The organism is Salmonella sp. 32020114201800008SM (genome assembly GCF_017572025.1).
Taxonomy (GTDB): domain Bacteria; phylum Pseudomonadota; class Gammaproteobacteria; order Enterobacterales; family Enterobacteriaceae; genus Salmonella; species Salmonella enterica.
This window is the reverse complement of the sequence record NZ_JAGEQM010000005.1, coordinates 397,825-411,245: the sequence shown is the minus strand read 5'-3', so window position 1 is coordinate 411,245 and position 13,421 is coordinate 397,825. Positions and strand designations below refer to the sequence as shown.

The window sequence follows — 13,421 nt, the reverse complement described above, 5'->3', positions numbered from 1 at the left end:
CGCTGGCCGCCATCGTGGCGGGCGGGTGGATAATCGTCGCCCGCACGCGCCGGCGGGTGCGCCTGCGCCGGGAGCCGCTGCCGGCGGACACCCCGGTTTGCGGCGCGCGCGCCGGGTGGGGCGTTTACGTGCCGGGCGTGGTTATGGCGCTGGTCGTGGCCGCCATCAGTTACTCACAGACCGGCAGCTATCCGCAGGTGAGGGCCTGGCAGCAGGCGACGGCGCAGACGCCCGGGCTGCTGGCGCGGGCGCTGGACCCGCAGGCGCAGCCGCTGAATGAGGAGGAGATGGCGCGGCTGGCGCTGGGGCTGCGCACCCGCCTGCAGAATGATGCCGGCAATGTTGAGGGCTGGCTCATGCTGGGGCGCACCGGTATGGTACTGGGTAATGCCGGTACCGCCACCGGGGCCTATGCGAACGCCTACCGTCTGGACCCGAAAAACCGCGATGCGGCGCTGGGCTACGCGGAGGCGCTGACGCGCTCGTCCGACCCGGAGGATAACCGCCGCGGCGGGGAGCTGCTGCGTCAGCTGGTGAGCCGCGACCACACGGATATCCGGGTGTTAAGCCTGTATGCGTTCAGCGCCTTTGAGCAGCAGCGCTTTGGCGAGGCGGTGGCGGCCTGGGAGATGATGCTGAAGCTGCTGCCGGCGGGTGACGCCCGGCGGGCGGTGATAGAGCGCAGTATCCGGCTGGCGCAGGAGAAATAAGACCCTGACGGCCCGGTGGCGAGGCGCCACCGGGCCTGGCTATCCCAACGATACGCTAAAGCCTGAAAGTGAAGCCCGTGTGCAGTATGATGACGAGCATCGTCTCTTATCAGGACATCCTATGAAACAAATCACCTTTACGCCGCGCCATCACCAGCTTACCAACACCAATACCTGGACACCTGACAGCCAGTGGCTGGTCTTTGATGTACGGCCTTCAGGCGCGTCATTTACGGGCAAGACCATTGAGCGTGTCAATGTGCATACCGGCGACGTGGAGGTGATTTATCGCGCTGTGCAGGGCGCGCATGTCGGTGTGGTGACGGTGCATCCTGCCGACAATCACTATGTGTTTATTCATGGCCCTGAAAACCCTGATGAGACGTGGCATTACGATTTTCACCACCGCCGGGGCGTTATTGCAACGTCGGAGGGTGTGACTAACCTCGATGCGATGGATATTACTGCGCCGTATACTCCCGGCGCGCTGCGCGGCGGCAGTCACGTCCATGTGTTTAGCCCGAACGGCGAGCTGGTGAGTTTTACCTATAATGACCACGTTCTGCATGAGCGCGATCCGGCGCTGGATCTGCGTAATGTCGGCGTGGCCGCGCCGTATGGGCCGGTAACGGTGCCGGTTCAGCATCCGCGCGAATACAGCGGTAGCCACTGGTGCGTACTGGTTAGCCGCACGACGCCTGCGCCGAGACCTGGCAGCGATGACATTAACCGCGCCTATGAAGAGGGCTGGGTGGGCAACCGCCAGATTGCCTTTATTGGCGATACGCTGTCGCTGACGGGCAAAAAAGTCCCGGAGTTGTTTATTGTCGATTTACCGTGTCATGAAAACGGCTGGAAACAAGCAGGCGACACGCCGCTGACGGGAACCGAATCAACGATGCCATCGCCGCCGTTGGGCGTCGTTCAGCGGCGTCTTACCTTTACTCACCAGCGTGTTTACCCTGGGCTCACTAACGAACCACGCCACTGGGTCCGCAGTAATCCGCAGGCGACGGCGATCGCCTTTTTGATGCGGGACGATAACGGCGTAGCGCAACTGTGGCTGATATCGCCGCAGGGAGGCGAGCCCCGGCAGTTAACGCATCATGCGACCGGCGTACAGTCAGCGTTTAACTGGCATCCGTCGGGTAAATGGCTGGGACTGGTGCTGGAAAATCGGATTGCCTGCTGCGACGCACAAAGTGGGAGGATCGACTTCTTAACCGCCAGGCACGACAACCCGCCGTCTGCGGATGCCGTCGTTTTTTCACCGGATGGGCGACACGTCGCATGGATGGAAGAGGTGAAAGGGTTCCGTCAGCTATGGGTGACGGAAACCGGGCGATAAATCAGGGAGGAGGCATCTTCGCCGGGGGGATGACGGCATTGGTCATTTTCGTCTCCTCCTCGCTTTTCTCGACGCGCGATCTTACCGAACTGTCTTTGCGGAAGATGTCCCACGGCAGAAGGATCGTATCCATCACGGCGGTAAATGGCATATCCAGGATGGCCAACGATTTGGTGCCCCAGTTTGTCTCATCGTTACCGATCATCGTAGCGCTGGCGCGCGTGCCAGGATAAGTACCCTCTTTACCGCCGGTGTGCGACATGACGCTTGAACAACCGCCTAATAAAAGCATCCCATTCCATATTATCAGCGTTAACCACACGTTTTTTATCATCACTCATTCATCTGTTGGTTGTCGTTATTTGCATGATGAGTTATAGCGATCCGTTGCTAAAAATAACATCACCAGTACGTGGCACTGTGGCGGTAATCGCACTTTAACAATCAGTGCTATCCCAACCAGTCTATGCAATAGCCAATAAACTGCAAAAAAAAGTCGGATTAAAATACTTGAAAAGTACGTATTCAGACCCATTTATAAGACGTAGTGAATAGAAGGGCACGCCTGATGGGTGTTCTGGCAATCCTGGCCTGTCCATGATGGAAGGTCTGACATTCTCGCTGATTTCAGGAGTTTATGATTATGCGTAACTTTGATTTATCCCCGCTGTACCGTTCTGCCATTGGTTTTGACCGTCTGTTTAACCTGCTTGAAAATAACCAAAGCCAAAGTAATGGCGGCTACCCTCCGTACAACGTTGAGCTGGTAGACGAAAACCACTACCGCATCGCCATTGCCGTTGCCGGTTTCGCGGAAAGCGAACTGGAGATTACTGCCCAGGATAATTTACTGGTGGTAAAAGGCGCTCATGCGGACGAGCAGAAAGAACGTACTTACCTGTATCAGGGCATTGCCGAGCGTAACTTTGAACGTAAGTTCCAGTTAGCGGAGAACATTCACGTTCGCGGCGCAAACCTGGTCAACGGGCTGCTGTATATCGAACTGGAGCGCGTGATTCCGGAAGCGAACAAACCGCGCCGTATCGAAATTAACTGATTCCGTCGGGTCGCGTTGCGCGGCCTGTCATCCCATGCTCGCCGTCAGGGAGCATATTCGCACGTAAAGTGTGAAGGTAAAAACTCGCTTCTTAGAAGGAGAAATGATTATGCGTAACTACGATTTATCCCCACTGCTGCGTCAATGGATCGGTTTTGACAAGCTGGCCAATGCGCTGCAAAACAGCGGCGAAAGCCAGAGCTTCCCGCCCTATAACATCGAAAAAAGCGACGATAACCATTATCGCATTACCTTAGCGTTAGCCGGTTTCCGTCAGGAAGATCTGGATATTCAACTGGAAGGCACGCGCCTGACGGTGAAAGGTACGCCGGAACAGCCGGAAAACGAGCCCAAATGGTTACATCAGGGCCTGGTCATGCAGCCTTTTAGCCTGAGCTTTACGCTGGCTGAGAATATGGAAGTTTCCGGCGCGACGTTTACCAACGGCCTGCTGCATATTGATTTAACCCGTAACGAGCCGGAAACCATTGCGCCGCAGCGTATCGCCATTAACGAACGCTCCGCATTAAATAGCTAATAAGCTCCTTGCCTTGCCCCGCCAGAGATGGCGGGGCTTTTTTGTGCCACGAAAAAGGGTAAGACGCTGCCGAAGTCAGGACGTCTGGGCGGTTTTGTAACATGAGAATGTGCGCCATGCTGTATATATGCCTTAACGGTTCAGTCATAATCCCTATAAATTGAAATGTTACTCACAGGGAAGAAAAGATGAGTGATATCGCATTGACGGTCAGCGTTCTGGCGTTGGTGGCGGTTGTCGGTTTATGGATCGGCAACATTAAAGTGCGCGGTGTCGGCTTTGGTATTGGCGGTGTTCTGTTCGGCGGTATTATCGTCGGCCACTTCGTCGATCAGGCTGGGGTGACGCTGAGCGGCGATATGCTGCACTTTATCCAGGAATTCGGCCTGATCCTTTTTGTTTATACCATCGGCATACAGGTGGGGCCGGGGTTTTTCGCCTCGCTGCGCGTTTCCGGGCTGCGTCTCAATCTGTTTGCTGTTCTGATTGTGATTATGGGCGGGTTGGTCACCGCGATTCTGCATAAAATTTTCGCTATTCCGCTGCCAGTGGTGCTGGGGATTTTCTCCGGCGCAGTCACCAATACGCCTGCGTTAGGGGCGGGTCAGCAAATCCTGCGCGATCTGGGAACGCCAGTGGATCTGGTGGATCAGATGGGGATGAGCTATGCGATGGCGTATCCGTTTGGCATCTGCGGTATTTTGCTCACCATGTGGCTGATGCGGCTGATTTTTCGCGTTAACGTCGAGGCGGAGGCGCAGAAGCACGAATCCTCTCTCGCTAACGGTCATTCATTAATTCAAACAATGAATATCCGTGTCGAGAATCCGAACCTCAATAATATGGCTATCCAGGATGTGCCGATCCTGAACAGCGATAAAATCATTTGCTCACGCCTGAAACGCGACGACACGCTGATGGTGCCGTCGCCGGGGACGATTATCCAGGCAGGCGACCTGCTGCACCTCGTCGGCCAATCTACCGACCTGCATAACGCGCAACTGGTGATCGGCAAGGAAGTGGACACCTCGTTGTCGACGCGCGGCACGGATTTACGCGTCGAGCGTGTGGTCGTCACCAACGAAAAAGTGCTCGGCAAACGTATCCGCGATTTGCACTTTAAAGAGCGTTATGACGTGGTTATCTCCCGCCTTAACCGCGCGGGCGTTGAGCTGGTCGCCAGTAGCGACGCCAGCCTGCAGTTTGGCGACATTCTCAATCTGGTGGGGCGTCCTGCCTCGATTGATGCGGTAGCCAATGTGGTCGGCAACGCGCAGCAAAAACTCCAGCAGGTGCAGATGCTGCCGGTGTTTATCGGCATCGGATTAGGGGTTCTGCTTGGGTCAATCCCGTTGTTTGTGCCGGGATTCCCGGTCGCTTTAAAACTGGGGCTGGCCGGCGGGCCGCTGATCATGGCGCTAATTTTGGGGCGTATCGGCAGCATCGGTAAGCTGTACTGGTTTATGCCGCCGAGCGCCAACCTCGCGCTGCGTGAATTAGGCATCGTTTTGTTTCTGGCGGTCGTTGGGCTGAAATCCGGCGGCGATTTTGTCGATACGCTGACGCAGGGCGAAGGATTAAGCTGGATTGGCTACGGTATTTTCATCACCGCAATTCCGTTGATTACCGTCGGTTTGCTGGCGCGAATTTTTGCCAAAATGAACTATCTGACGCTATGCGGGATGCTGGCCGGTTCGATGACCGATCCGCCAGCGCTGGCATTTGCCAACAATCTTCATGCCACCAGCGGCGCGGCGGCGCTCTCTTACGCGACCGTCTATCCGTTAGTGATGTTCCTGCGTATTATCACGCCACAACTGCTGGCGGTGATTTTTTGGGGAATGGGTTAGCGCCTGATGGCGCGTTGCTTATCCGGCCTACGCACTGTGTTAAATCCAGGCTGGATAACGCGCGCCGCACCGGTCACACTTCTGCTCTTCTTCTTATCTCCTTCCTCAATGAACGTGCTAATCAGCGTAATGGCAATGAGCATAATTCCATTTTATTTCAGTTGGTTATCAATCTTCATCGCCTTTTTTTTCGTCGCGACGGGTGGTTTTTCAGCTTTTAATTCGGCAATAATGCCTTTCCTGGCGGTGGCGTTGAAAAAGGTCGCAACTGAAATGAAAAATAGCGGCAATGAGCGCGGTTGCGCCGAAACGCGTCACCAGTGAACTACAGTTATTTTGCAATAAGATTCCCTTGCTGCGGGATAATGTGAAGCATATCAGCAACAACGTGAGTGGTATTCTGAAAACAAACGGGAATACATAATAACGTAAAAGGAGTCGTCATGAAGATTTCCCGCCTCGGAGAAGCGCCGGATTATCGCTTCTCACTGGCAAATGAGCGTACCTTTCTGGCGTGGATCCGCACCTCGCTGGGATTTCTGGCGGCAGGCGTCGGTCTTGACCAGCTCGCTCCGGATTTTGCCACGCCGGTGATCCGTGAACTGCTGGCGCTACTGTTGTGTCTGTTTGCGGGCGGCCTGGCGATTTATGGCTATCTACGCTGGTTACGTAATGAAAAAGCGATGCGTCTGAAAGAGGATTTGCCCTATACCCACAGCCTGTTGATCATCAGCGTTATTTTGATGATTGTCGCGGTGATTGTAATGGGGCTGGTACTGTATGCCGGATAGTCGTAAAGCCCGTCGGCAGAACGATCCGGGACTGCAACCGGAGCGTACGTCGCTGGCCTGGTTTCGCACGCTGCTGGGATACGGGGCGTTAATGGCGTTAGCCGTCAGGCACCACTGGCATCAGGCGGGGTTCTTGTTCTGGGTGTCGATCAGCGTTCTGGCGATAGTGGCGGTGATTCTTTGGCGTTATACTCTGAGTCGTAATTTGATGGATGTCGCGCATAGCGATTTTTCCGAAACTCATGTCGTGCGTGACAAATTTTTGATCTCCCTCGCGGTGTTGTCGCTCGCAATCCTGTTTGCTGTTACCCATATTCGCCAACTTATTGCATTTATCGGGAATTTTATATGACAGGACGTCAGGACATTGTCGTGAGTGATGACCAGATTCAGGTCGTCGTAAATCGCCAGAATAGCCAGCGCCCTCAGCAACTGTACCGTAACTTACAACGGCTCGGCATTCGCAATGTCCATTTTATCCCATTGTTGGAACATGACCGGAACGGAATGTTGACCGAGGATTCATTGTGTTCAGCAGACTGGGGGCGGTTTTTAAATAGCGTATTTGATATCTGGGTACGTGAAGATATTCAGCGTATCTCGGTTCGCCTTTTTGATGAGACGCTACAGCAGTGGTGCGGCGGCAGGAATGGCGCTGAAGCGCCGGACAAGGTGCCGCTAAGCGCTGAATGTCAGAAGTGCTCTTTATTACGATTTTGCGGCGGCGGATGCCCTGAGCATCGGGATAGCCAGGGGAAAAATCAGCTTTGCGAGGGCTACCAGACCTTTTTTAACTACTCCTCGCCGCATATGCGGGTGATGCGGGATTTACTGAAGCAGCATCGCTCGCCGGAGGAGTTGATGGCGATGCTGCGTTAACGTCACAGGCCTGATAAGCGTAGCGCCATCAGGCGATGGCGTGCCGGATGGCGCTGCCGTCTTTCCGGCACTGAGTGAGTATTAGCGTCCTTTTGCCAGGTATTGTTCCATTTCATCTTCCGGCACCATGCCGCCCCCGGTTGCCCATACCAGATGCGTCGCGTTGCCGAGCTGCGTCTGACTGAATCCATGCCTTTGCTGATACGCGGCGGCGGCGCAAATGCGCTGTGGCCCGGCCATCCCCGCCAGAGCTGATGGCTCCAGTCGAATTCCTTCCTCCTGCGCCAGCCAGCCCAGCATGTCGTACATTGTTTGATCGTCTAAGGTATAGAGGCCGTCAAGCAGACGCTCCATTGCCCGCCCAACAAAGCCCGAAGCGCGACCTACCGCCAGGCCGTCAGCCGCCGTCAGGTTATCAATACCGATATCTTGTACTGAGATGGCATCGTGCAGACCGGTATAAACGCCGAGTAACATGCAGGGTGAATGGGTCGGTTCGGCAAAGAAACAGTGGACGTTGTCGCCAAACGCCAGTTTCAGGCCAAAGGCGACGCCGCCAGGGCCGCCGCCAACGCCGCACGGCAGATAAACAAACAGTGGGTGACTGGCGTCAACGACGCGTCCCTGTTGAGCGAATTGCGCTTTCAGACGCTGACCCGCTACCGCATAGCCCAGAAATAGCGTGCGAGAGTTTTCATCGTCGATAAAGAAACAGTTTGGATCGGATTGCGCTGCTTTACGGCCCTGCTCAACCGCCACGCCGTAATCATCTTCGTATTCTACGACCGTCACGCCGTGGCTACGCAGCTTCGCTTTTTTCCAGGCGCGGGCGTCGGCAGACATATGTACCGTCACTTTAAAACCGATGCAGGCGCTCATGATACCGATCGATAGCCCCAGATTGCCGGTTGAACCGACGGCGATACTGTACTGGCTGAAGAATTGTTTACATTCCGGCGAAAGCAGCACGCTATAGTCATCGTCGGTGGTTAACAGACCCGCCTCCAGCGCCAGTTTTTCCGCGTGCGTTAGCACCTCGTAGATGCCGCCGCGCGCTTTAATGGAACCAGAGATTGCCAGGTGACTGTCTTTTTTTAACAGCATTTCACCGTCGATCGTTTGCCCATACTCTTTTTCCAGCCGCTTTTGCATGGCCGGAATAGCGACCACGTCAGATTCGATCATGCCGCCAGCGGCAGCGGTTTGCGGAAACGCTTTCGCCAGATACGGCGCAAAGCGCGCCAGACGGTCATGGGCGGCGTTTACGTCCTGCTCCGTCAGGCCGACATACGGTAGACCTTGTGCAAGAGAGGTGGCGCCCGGGTTAAACCAGGTGGTTTCTTTGAGGGCGACCAGATCCTCGACCAAAGGATACCGGGCGATGAGCTTTTGTATGTTTTCCATAGTACGTCTCTTTACGATCAGATGATAAAGGAAAGCAGGAATGTGCCAGCCAGTGCAACGACAGATGCGATAAACGTGGCCGTCGTATAGTATTTAAACGTTTCATTCAGCGTAGCGCCGCAATACTGCTTGACCAGCCAGAACAGGGAGTCTGTCACGATCGTGCAGCCAATGGCGCCGGAACCGATGGCAATAGCGATAATCTCCGGGCTGACGTCAGGATAGAGCGGCAGCATTGGCGCAACAATCGCGGTGGCGCCCATCATCGCCACCGTCGCAGAGCCGACCGCCGCGTGCAGAATCAGCGCTACCAGCCATGCCAGCAGAATCGGGTGCATATGCATATTTGAGAGGATCACCGCCAGCGTGTCCGCCAGCCCGCTACTTTTGAGAATGGCGTTGAACGCGCCGCCCGCGCCGATAATCAGCAGGATGTTCGCAATGGCGCCAAAGCCGTTTTCGGTGTGGGTAAGTAGTGTGCCCATACCCATATGCTGGCGCAGACCGAGTATGTAATACGCCACAAAGACAGCGATAAACATTGCGGTGATCGGATTACCGATAAACTCCAGCAGCGTATACAACGTGCCGTCTTTCGCCATATTCAGTTCAGCGACGGTTTTCACCAGCATCAGGCCAATCGGCAGCAGAACGGTAAACAGCGTTGCGCCCAGCGACGGCAGGGTGTTTTCGGCGCGCACTTCAAGATCCGCAAACTCTGTCGGTACGGGCTTGAACGGCAGACGATTACCCAGAAACTTTAAGAACAGCGGGCCGCCGACCAATGAGGCCATCAGTCCGACCAGCAGACCGTAGACAATCACCGAGCCGATATCCGCCCCCAGTTTATTTGCGACAAACAGCGCAGCCGGATGCGGCGGTACCACGCAATGGACGGCCATCAGCGCGGTACACAGCGGAATGGCCAGCTTCAGCAGCGAGGTATGGGTCTTTTTAGCGATAGAAAACGCCAGTGGGATGAGCAACACGACGCCCACTTCCACGAACAACGTGATACCGCAAATCAGCCCCACCAGTACCATGATCACGTCAGCAGAGAGCCAGCGGCAGCGCTGGAGCGTAAGCCCGATGCGTTCCGCCGCGCCGGAAACCTCCATCATTTTGCCGAGGATGGTGCCAAGACCGATAACGGCGGCCAGAAAACCGAGCGTACCGCCTATTCCGTTTTCTATCGCCGTGACCATCTCCAGCGGCCCCATGCCCATCATCGCGCCGACAAAGAAACTGGCGAGCAGTAACGCCAGGAAGGGGTGGAATTTAAACTTCACGATGGTCAATACGATTAACACGATGCTGATCAGCAGCGTGCTCACTACCCAGATTTGAGCGTGCATATCTCACCTACCCTGTGATTAATCTGTTCTTATTGGACAGAAAAACAGCACACCCTGACAAACGATATAATTTGCCATTCACATGATGTAAATTGAATCAACTATGTGATTTCCATCTAATATTGCCTTTATTTTGCGATATGGTTCATTTTGCTTCATCTATGTGCGGATTTTTTCAGCGTGTTTTTTTACACTTCGGGAAATTAAAAGATGACTGAGGTTGCCATGGAACCCCTTCGCGATACCCGAAACCGCTTACTCAACGGTTGGCAGTTATCCAAACTCTATACTTTTGAAGTCGCGGCCAGACACCAGTCCTTTGCTCTGGCGGCAGATGAGCTGTCGTTAAGCCCAAGTGCGGTAAGCCATCGTATCAATCAACTGGAAGCCGAGTTGGGAATCCAGCTATTTGTCCGCTCTCACCGTAAAGTGGAGCTTACCCATGAAGGCAAACGGGTATTCTGGGCGCTGAAATCGTCGCTGGATACGTTGAATCAGGAAATCCTCGATATCAAAAATCAGGAACTGTCCGGCACGCTGACCGTGTATTCACGTCCCTCTATCGCCCAGTGCTGGCTGGTGCCTGCGCTGGGGGACTTTACCCGTCGCTATCCGTCAATTTCTCTCACTATGCTGACCGGCAACGATAACGTTAACCTACAGCGTGCCGGCATTGACCTGGCTATCTATTTTGACGATGCGCCGTCGGCGCAGCTCACGCACCATTTTTTAATGGATGAGGCAATTTTGCCCGTTTGCAGCCCGGATTATGCCCGTCGTTTCGCCTTGCAGGATAACCTGAATAACCTACGGCACTGTACGCTCTTACACGACAGACAGGCGTGGAGTAACGATTCGGGCACCGATGAGTGGCACAGTTGGGCGCAGCATTTTGCGGTAAATTTGCCGGATTCATCCGGCATTGGCTTCGATCGTTCTGATTTAGCGGTGATTGCCGCGATGAACCATATTGGCGTGGCGATGGGACGTAAACGGCTGGTGCAAAAGCGTCTCGACAGCGGTGAACTGATTGCGCCTTTTGGTGACATGAGGCTGAAATGTCATCAGCATTATTATGTCACCACTCTGCCTGGCAGGCAGTGGCCGAAAATCGAGGCATTTATTCGCTGGTTGCAGGAACAGGTGTGAAGATTTATTACGCTTTGCCGCTACACCTGCCGGGAGAGAATATGCTAAATACGTGCTATCACCGTGGTAAAAATTTTAGGGGGCGTCGTGTTTAAACCGCTTATTGCCTCTCTCATGCTGACCAGCGCGGTCGTCTATGCGAAACCGATGCCTTTGACGGCGGCGCGCTATGCGCAGCAGCTTGGCGTTGGGATGGATGTTGACTGGGCGCGAACGGAACGGGGTATCCGCGAGTTTGATCCGCTGGTCGTGCGGGATTTTAAGGCAAAAGGGTTAACGCATGTCCGTATCCGTGTGGCAGGCGCGCCGACGGAAGCGCGCCTCATCCATTTGCGTAAGCTGGTAGAGGCCTGCGAATACTATGGCGTCATACCCATTATTGCCTATCAGGCGGATGCGTATAAAACCGATCCCAGCGCCAGCCATGAAAAGGAGCTGATCAACTGGTGGAGCGTGGTCGCGCGCTATTTTGGTCAGACATCCCCGCTTCTGGGGTTCGATCTCATTTATGAGCCTGCCGACAAACTTAATCATAATATGGCGTCGCTGAATCGCGTATATGACAAAACCATCCGCCTGATTCACGCCATTGACCCACAGCGGATGATTTTCGTTGCCCCCCGCATGCGCGCCGCGCCGGAGGATTTGTCGGCGCTTAAACTGCCGGCGCAAAGCCAGAACTATGTACTGGCGGAGTGGCACATCTTCCCGTGGGGACCCCTGAAAAGCGGCGGTAAATATCCGTGGACGTCAGGCACGGCGGCGGAAAAAGCGGCGATTCGGGCACGGATTAACGCTGCGGTTCGCTGGCAGCATAAGACCGGCCATGCAAGCTGGGTGGGCGGATGGGCGCCGGGAGAGTCGATAAAAATGACGCCGATCGCTTCACAGTTCGCGTTTGCCCGTTTTATGGCCTGCGAGCTGAAAAAAGCGCATATTCCGTATGCGATAAACGCGGACACACAGTTTTATGACGGCGAAGAAGGAGCGTGGCGTCCGGCGCAGGAGCCCCTGCTCAATGCGATGATCGCGCCGGAGTGTGAAACGCCCGGCAAAAAGCCGGGCGAGGGGAATGTTAAACCGTCTGTCCCTGATGCGATATCCGTGACGCCAGCGGCAGCCAGCACGCCAGAATCAGCAATCCCATAAGGGTCATCAGCAATCCCAGACTGCCCTGACCGGTTTGCGGCAGCATTGCCGAAAGCCACGCCAGTACGCCGGAACCAATATTTTGCAGCCCGCCGACCAGCGCGCCAGCGGTGCCTGCGAGGAACGGAAACGGCTCCATCGCGCCGCTGGTGGCCAGTGGAAATAACATCCCGGCGCCGAAGAAAAACAGCGCAGCGGGGATGAGTAGCGTCCAGACGTTCATCACGCCAAACCAGCCGGGAATCCACATCATAAGGCCTGCCAGCAGACAGCAAATAACTGACTGCCACATCAGAGTTGAGAAGCGTTTATTCGGGCGTCCGGCAAACCAGGCGCCGAAGAACGCCGCCGGAATCGGCAGAATAAACAGAATGCTTACCACCATACTGCTGAGACCTAATACTGCCCCCATCAGCACGCCGGAACAGGCTTCAAAGACCGCAATGCCAGCCAGCCCGCCGATTAGCATCAGCAGATAACAGTTAAATGCGCCGTTGCCAAACAGCGTTTTATAGCTGGCGATCAGCCGCGTACGCGGCGCGCCGGCGGGGCGGGTTTCCGGCATCCAGCGCGCCATGCTGAAGGTGACGCCAGCGCAAAGCACCAGCAGGAAAGCGTAACACGCGCGCCAGTTCCACAGGGTGTCCAGCAGACCGCCAATCAGCGGCGCTAACAGCGGGCTGACCAGAATCCCCATATTTAACAGGCTATTGGCGTGACGAAGTTGCGTTCCTTCATACAGATCGCGCGGGAGCGTTCTCGCCATTACTCCGCCAACGCCGGTTCCCATCCCTTGCATGGCGCTGGCGGCAATCAACACCGTCAAACTATGCGTGGTCATGGCGAACAGGGTCGCTACCATAAAAATAGACATGCCGACGAGGATTACGGGGCGGCGCCCAACCCGGTCGGAAAGCGGGCCGTAAAACAGTTGCGAGACGCCGTAGGTCAGGAGGTAAGCAGCCATTACGCTCTGGACGGCGCCTTCCCGGACGTTTAGCGCTTGTGCCATATCGGCGATGGCGGGAATATAAATGGTTTGCGCCATCTGCCCTACGGCCACCAGTAACACCAACATCAACAACAAATTGACGTTTCTCTGCCTTTTCATTTCGCTGATTACTTTTCAAAAAAAGAAAAAATAAGAATAACTTGCTGCGCATTCCCATAAATGCGAGAGGAATCTATCAC

15 protein-coding genes and 1 other annotated feature are annotated in these 13,421 nt (G+C 55.1%); of the genes, 11 read left to right on the top strand and 4 right to left on the bottom strand.

Translation table 11 applies throughout. The features are described 5' to 3' along the window. Both J4613_RS16070 and J4613_RS16065 read left to right on the top strand, forming a co-directional pair. On the top strand, window positions 1-710 hold a 710-nt coding region (locus J4613_RS16070; protein ID WP_208293660.1), incomplete at its 5' end, for a c-type cytochrome biogenesis protein. Between the two features lie 121 nt (window positions 711-831). Continuing rightward, window positions 832-2,058, top strand: coding sequence for a DUF3748 domain-containing protein (locus J4613_RS16065; protein WP_000809950.1), 1,227 nt, complete (start codon window positions 832-834; stop codon window positions 2,056-2,058). A 1-nt stretch (window position 2,059) separates the two neighbouring features. Here the strand turns inward: J4613_RS16065 and J4613_RS16060 are convergent, their stop codons facing one another. Then, window positions 2,060-2,392 carry a YceK/YidQ family lipoprotein gene (locus tag J4613_RS16060; RefSeq protein ID WP_001675643.1) on the bottom strand — a complete coding sequence of 111 codons (333 nt, stop codon included), beginning with the start codon at window positions 2,390-2,392 and terminating at the stop codon, window positions 2,060-2,062. Between the two features lie 242 nt (window positions 2,393-2,634). Continuing rightward, window positions 2,635-2,708: a sequence feature (ROSE (Repression Of Heat Shock gene Expression) occurs in the 5'-region of heat shock genes and acts as an RNA thermometer to modulate expression.), on the top strand. Here J4613_RS16060 and ibpA point away from each other — a divergent pair. The 7 genes from ibpA (at window position 2,702) to J4613_RS16025 (ending at window position 7,173) form a co-directional block, all read left to right on the top strand. Further along, on the top strand, window positions 2,702-3,115 hold the full coding sequence (gene ibpA, locus J4613_RS16055; RefSeq protein WP_001532742.1) for a small heat shock chaperone IbpA: 414 nt from the start codon (window positions 2,702-2,704) through the stop codon (window positions 3,113-3,115). It overlaps the preceding feature by 7 nt. 109 nt (window positions 3,116-3,224) lie before the next feature. Continuing rightward, window positions 3,225-3,653, top strand: a complete 429-nt coding sequence (gene ibpB, locus J4613_RS16050) for a small heat shock chaperone IbpB (RefSeq protein ID WP_001246919.1) — start codon at window positions 3,225-3,227, stop codon at window positions 3,651-3,653. 188 nt (window positions 3,654-3,841) lie between these two features. Beyond that, a complete protein-coding gene (locus J4613_RS16045; RefSeq protein ID WP_001279793.1) occupies window positions 3,842-5,503 on the top strand; it encodes a putative transporter in 1,662 nt (553 codons plus the stop codon). Between the two features lie 6 nt (window positions 5,504-5,509). Then, window positions 5,510-5,827: a hypothetical protein gene (locus J4613_RS16040; protein ID WP_208293659.1), complete on the top strand. Its 318-nt coding sequence runs from the start codon at window positions 5,510-5,512 to the stop codon at window positions 5,825-5,827. Window positions 5,828-5,946: 119 nt separating this feature from the next. Continuing rightward, window positions 5,947-6,294: a YidH family protein gene (locus tag J4613_RS16035; RefSeq protein WP_000703964.1), complete on the top strand. Its 348-nt coding sequence runs from the start codon at window positions 5,947-5,949 to the stop codon at window positions 6,292-6,294. Continuing rightward, window positions 6,284-6,646 carry a DUF202 domain-containing protein gene (locus tag J4613_RS16030; protein WP_001113454.1) on the top strand — a complete coding sequence of 121 codons (363 nt, stop codon included), beginning with the start codon at window positions 6,284-6,286 and terminating at the stop codon, window positions 6,644-6,646. Before J4613_RS16035 ends, J4613_RS16030 begins: the two co-directional genes overlap by 11 nt. After that, entirely contained in the window at window positions 6,643-7,173 is a 531-nt protein-coding gene (locus J4613_RS16025; protein WP_000147832.1) for a radical SAM protein, read from the top strand. The genes J4613_RS16030 and J4613_RS16025 overlap by 4 nt, the downstream gene beginning before the upstream one ends. A gap of 81 nt (window positions 7,174-7,254) precedes the next feature. On the opposite strand, the gene dsdA is transcribed toward J4613_RS16025, so the two are convergent. Together dsdA and dsdX are read right to left on the bottom strand one after the other, a co-directional pair. Then, entirely contained in the window at window positions 7,255-8,577 is a 1,323-nt protein-coding gene (gene dsdA, locus J4613_RS16020) for a D-serine ammonia-lyase (RefSeq protein WP_020837877.1), read from the bottom strand. 17 nt (window positions 8,578-8,594) lie between these two features. Then, entirely contained in the window at window positions 8,595-9,932 is a 1,338-nt protein-coding gene (gene dsdX / locus J4613_RS16015; RefSeq protein WP_000543314.1) for a D-serine transporter DsdX, read from the bottom strand. 225 nt (window positions 9,933-10,157) lie between these two features. Here dsdX and dsdC point away from each other — a divergent pair, with 225 nt between their 5' ends. Beyond that, window positions 10,158-11,081, top strand: coding sequence for a DNA-binding transcriptional regulator DsdC (gene dsdC, locus J4613_RS16010; protein WP_001541637.1), 924 nt, complete (start codon window positions 10,158-10,160; stop codon window positions 11,079-11,081). Window positions 11,082-11,144: 63 nt separating this feature from the next. After that, window positions 11,145-12,230 (top strand): cellulase family glycosylhydrolase, encoded by a 1,086-nt coding sequence (locus tag J4613_RS16005; RefSeq protein ID WP_111742183.1) that lies wholly within the window; start codon window positions 11,145-11,147, stop codon window positions 12,228-12,230. Here the strand turns inward: J4613_RS16005 and emrD are convergent. Continuing rightward, window positions 12,157-13,341 (bottom strand): multidrug efflux MFS transporter EmrD, encoded by a 1,185-nt coding sequence (gene emrD, locus J4613_RS16000; RefSeq protein ID WP_000828737.1) that lies wholly within the window; start codon window positions 13,339-13,341, stop codon window positions 12,157-12,159. The two genes, J4613_RS16005 and emrD, sit on opposite strands and share 74 nt — an antisense overlap. Window positions 13,342-13,421 lie beyond the last annotated feature (80 nt).

Bases quoted from the DNA above. Each gene is read 5' to 3' on its own strand.
- J4613_RS16065 (WP_000809950.1), top strand. From the start codon at position 832: ATGAAACAAATCACCTTTACGCCGCGCCATCACCAGCTTACCAACACC.
- J4613_RS16060 (WP_001675643.1), bottom strand. From the start codon at position 2,392: ATGATAAAAAACGTGTGGTTAACGCTGATAATATGGAATGGGATGCTT.
- ibpA (WP_001532742.1), top strand. From the start codon at position 2,702: ATGCGTAACTTTGATTTATCCCCGCTGTACCGTTCTGCCATTGGTTTT.
- ibpB (WP_001246919.1), top strand. From the start codon at position 3,225: ATGCGTAACTACGATTTATCCCCACTGCTGCGTCAATGGATCGGTTTT.
- J4613_RS16045 (WP_001279793.1), top strand. From the start codon at position 3,842: ATGAGTGATATCGCATTGACGGTCAGCGTTCTGGCGTTGGTGGCGGTT.
- J4613_RS16040 (WP_208293659.1), top strand. From the start codon at position 5,510: ATGGCGCGTTGCTTATCCGGCCTACGCACTGTGTTAAATCCAGGCTGG.
- J4613_RS16035 (WP_000703964.1), top strand. From the start codon at position 5,947: ATGAAGATTTCCCGCCTCGGAGAAGCGCCGGATTATCGCTTCTCACTG.
- J4613_RS16030 (WP_001113454.1), top strand. From the start codon at position 6,284: ATGCCGGATAGTCGTAAAGCCCGTCGGCAGAACGATCCGGGACTGCAA.
- J4613_RS16025 (WP_000147832.1), top strand. From the start codon at position 6,643: ATGACAGGACGTCAGGACATTGTCGTGAGTGATGACCAGATTCAGGTC.
- dsdA (WP_020837877.1), bottom strand. From the start codon at position 8,577: ATGGAAAACATACAAAAGCTCATCGCCCGGTATCCTTTGGTCGAGGAT.
- dsdX (WP_000543314.1), bottom strand. From the start codon at position 9,932: ATGCACGCTCAAATCTGGGTAGTGAGCACGCTGCTGATCAGCATCGTG.
- dsdC (WP_001541637.1), top strand. From the start codon at position 10,158: ATGGAACCCCTTCGCGATACCCGAAACCGCTTACTCAACGGTTGGCAG.
- emrD (WP_000828737.1), bottom strand. From the start codon at position 13,341: ATGAAAAGGCAGAGAAACGTCAATTTGTTGTTGATGTTGGTGTTACTG.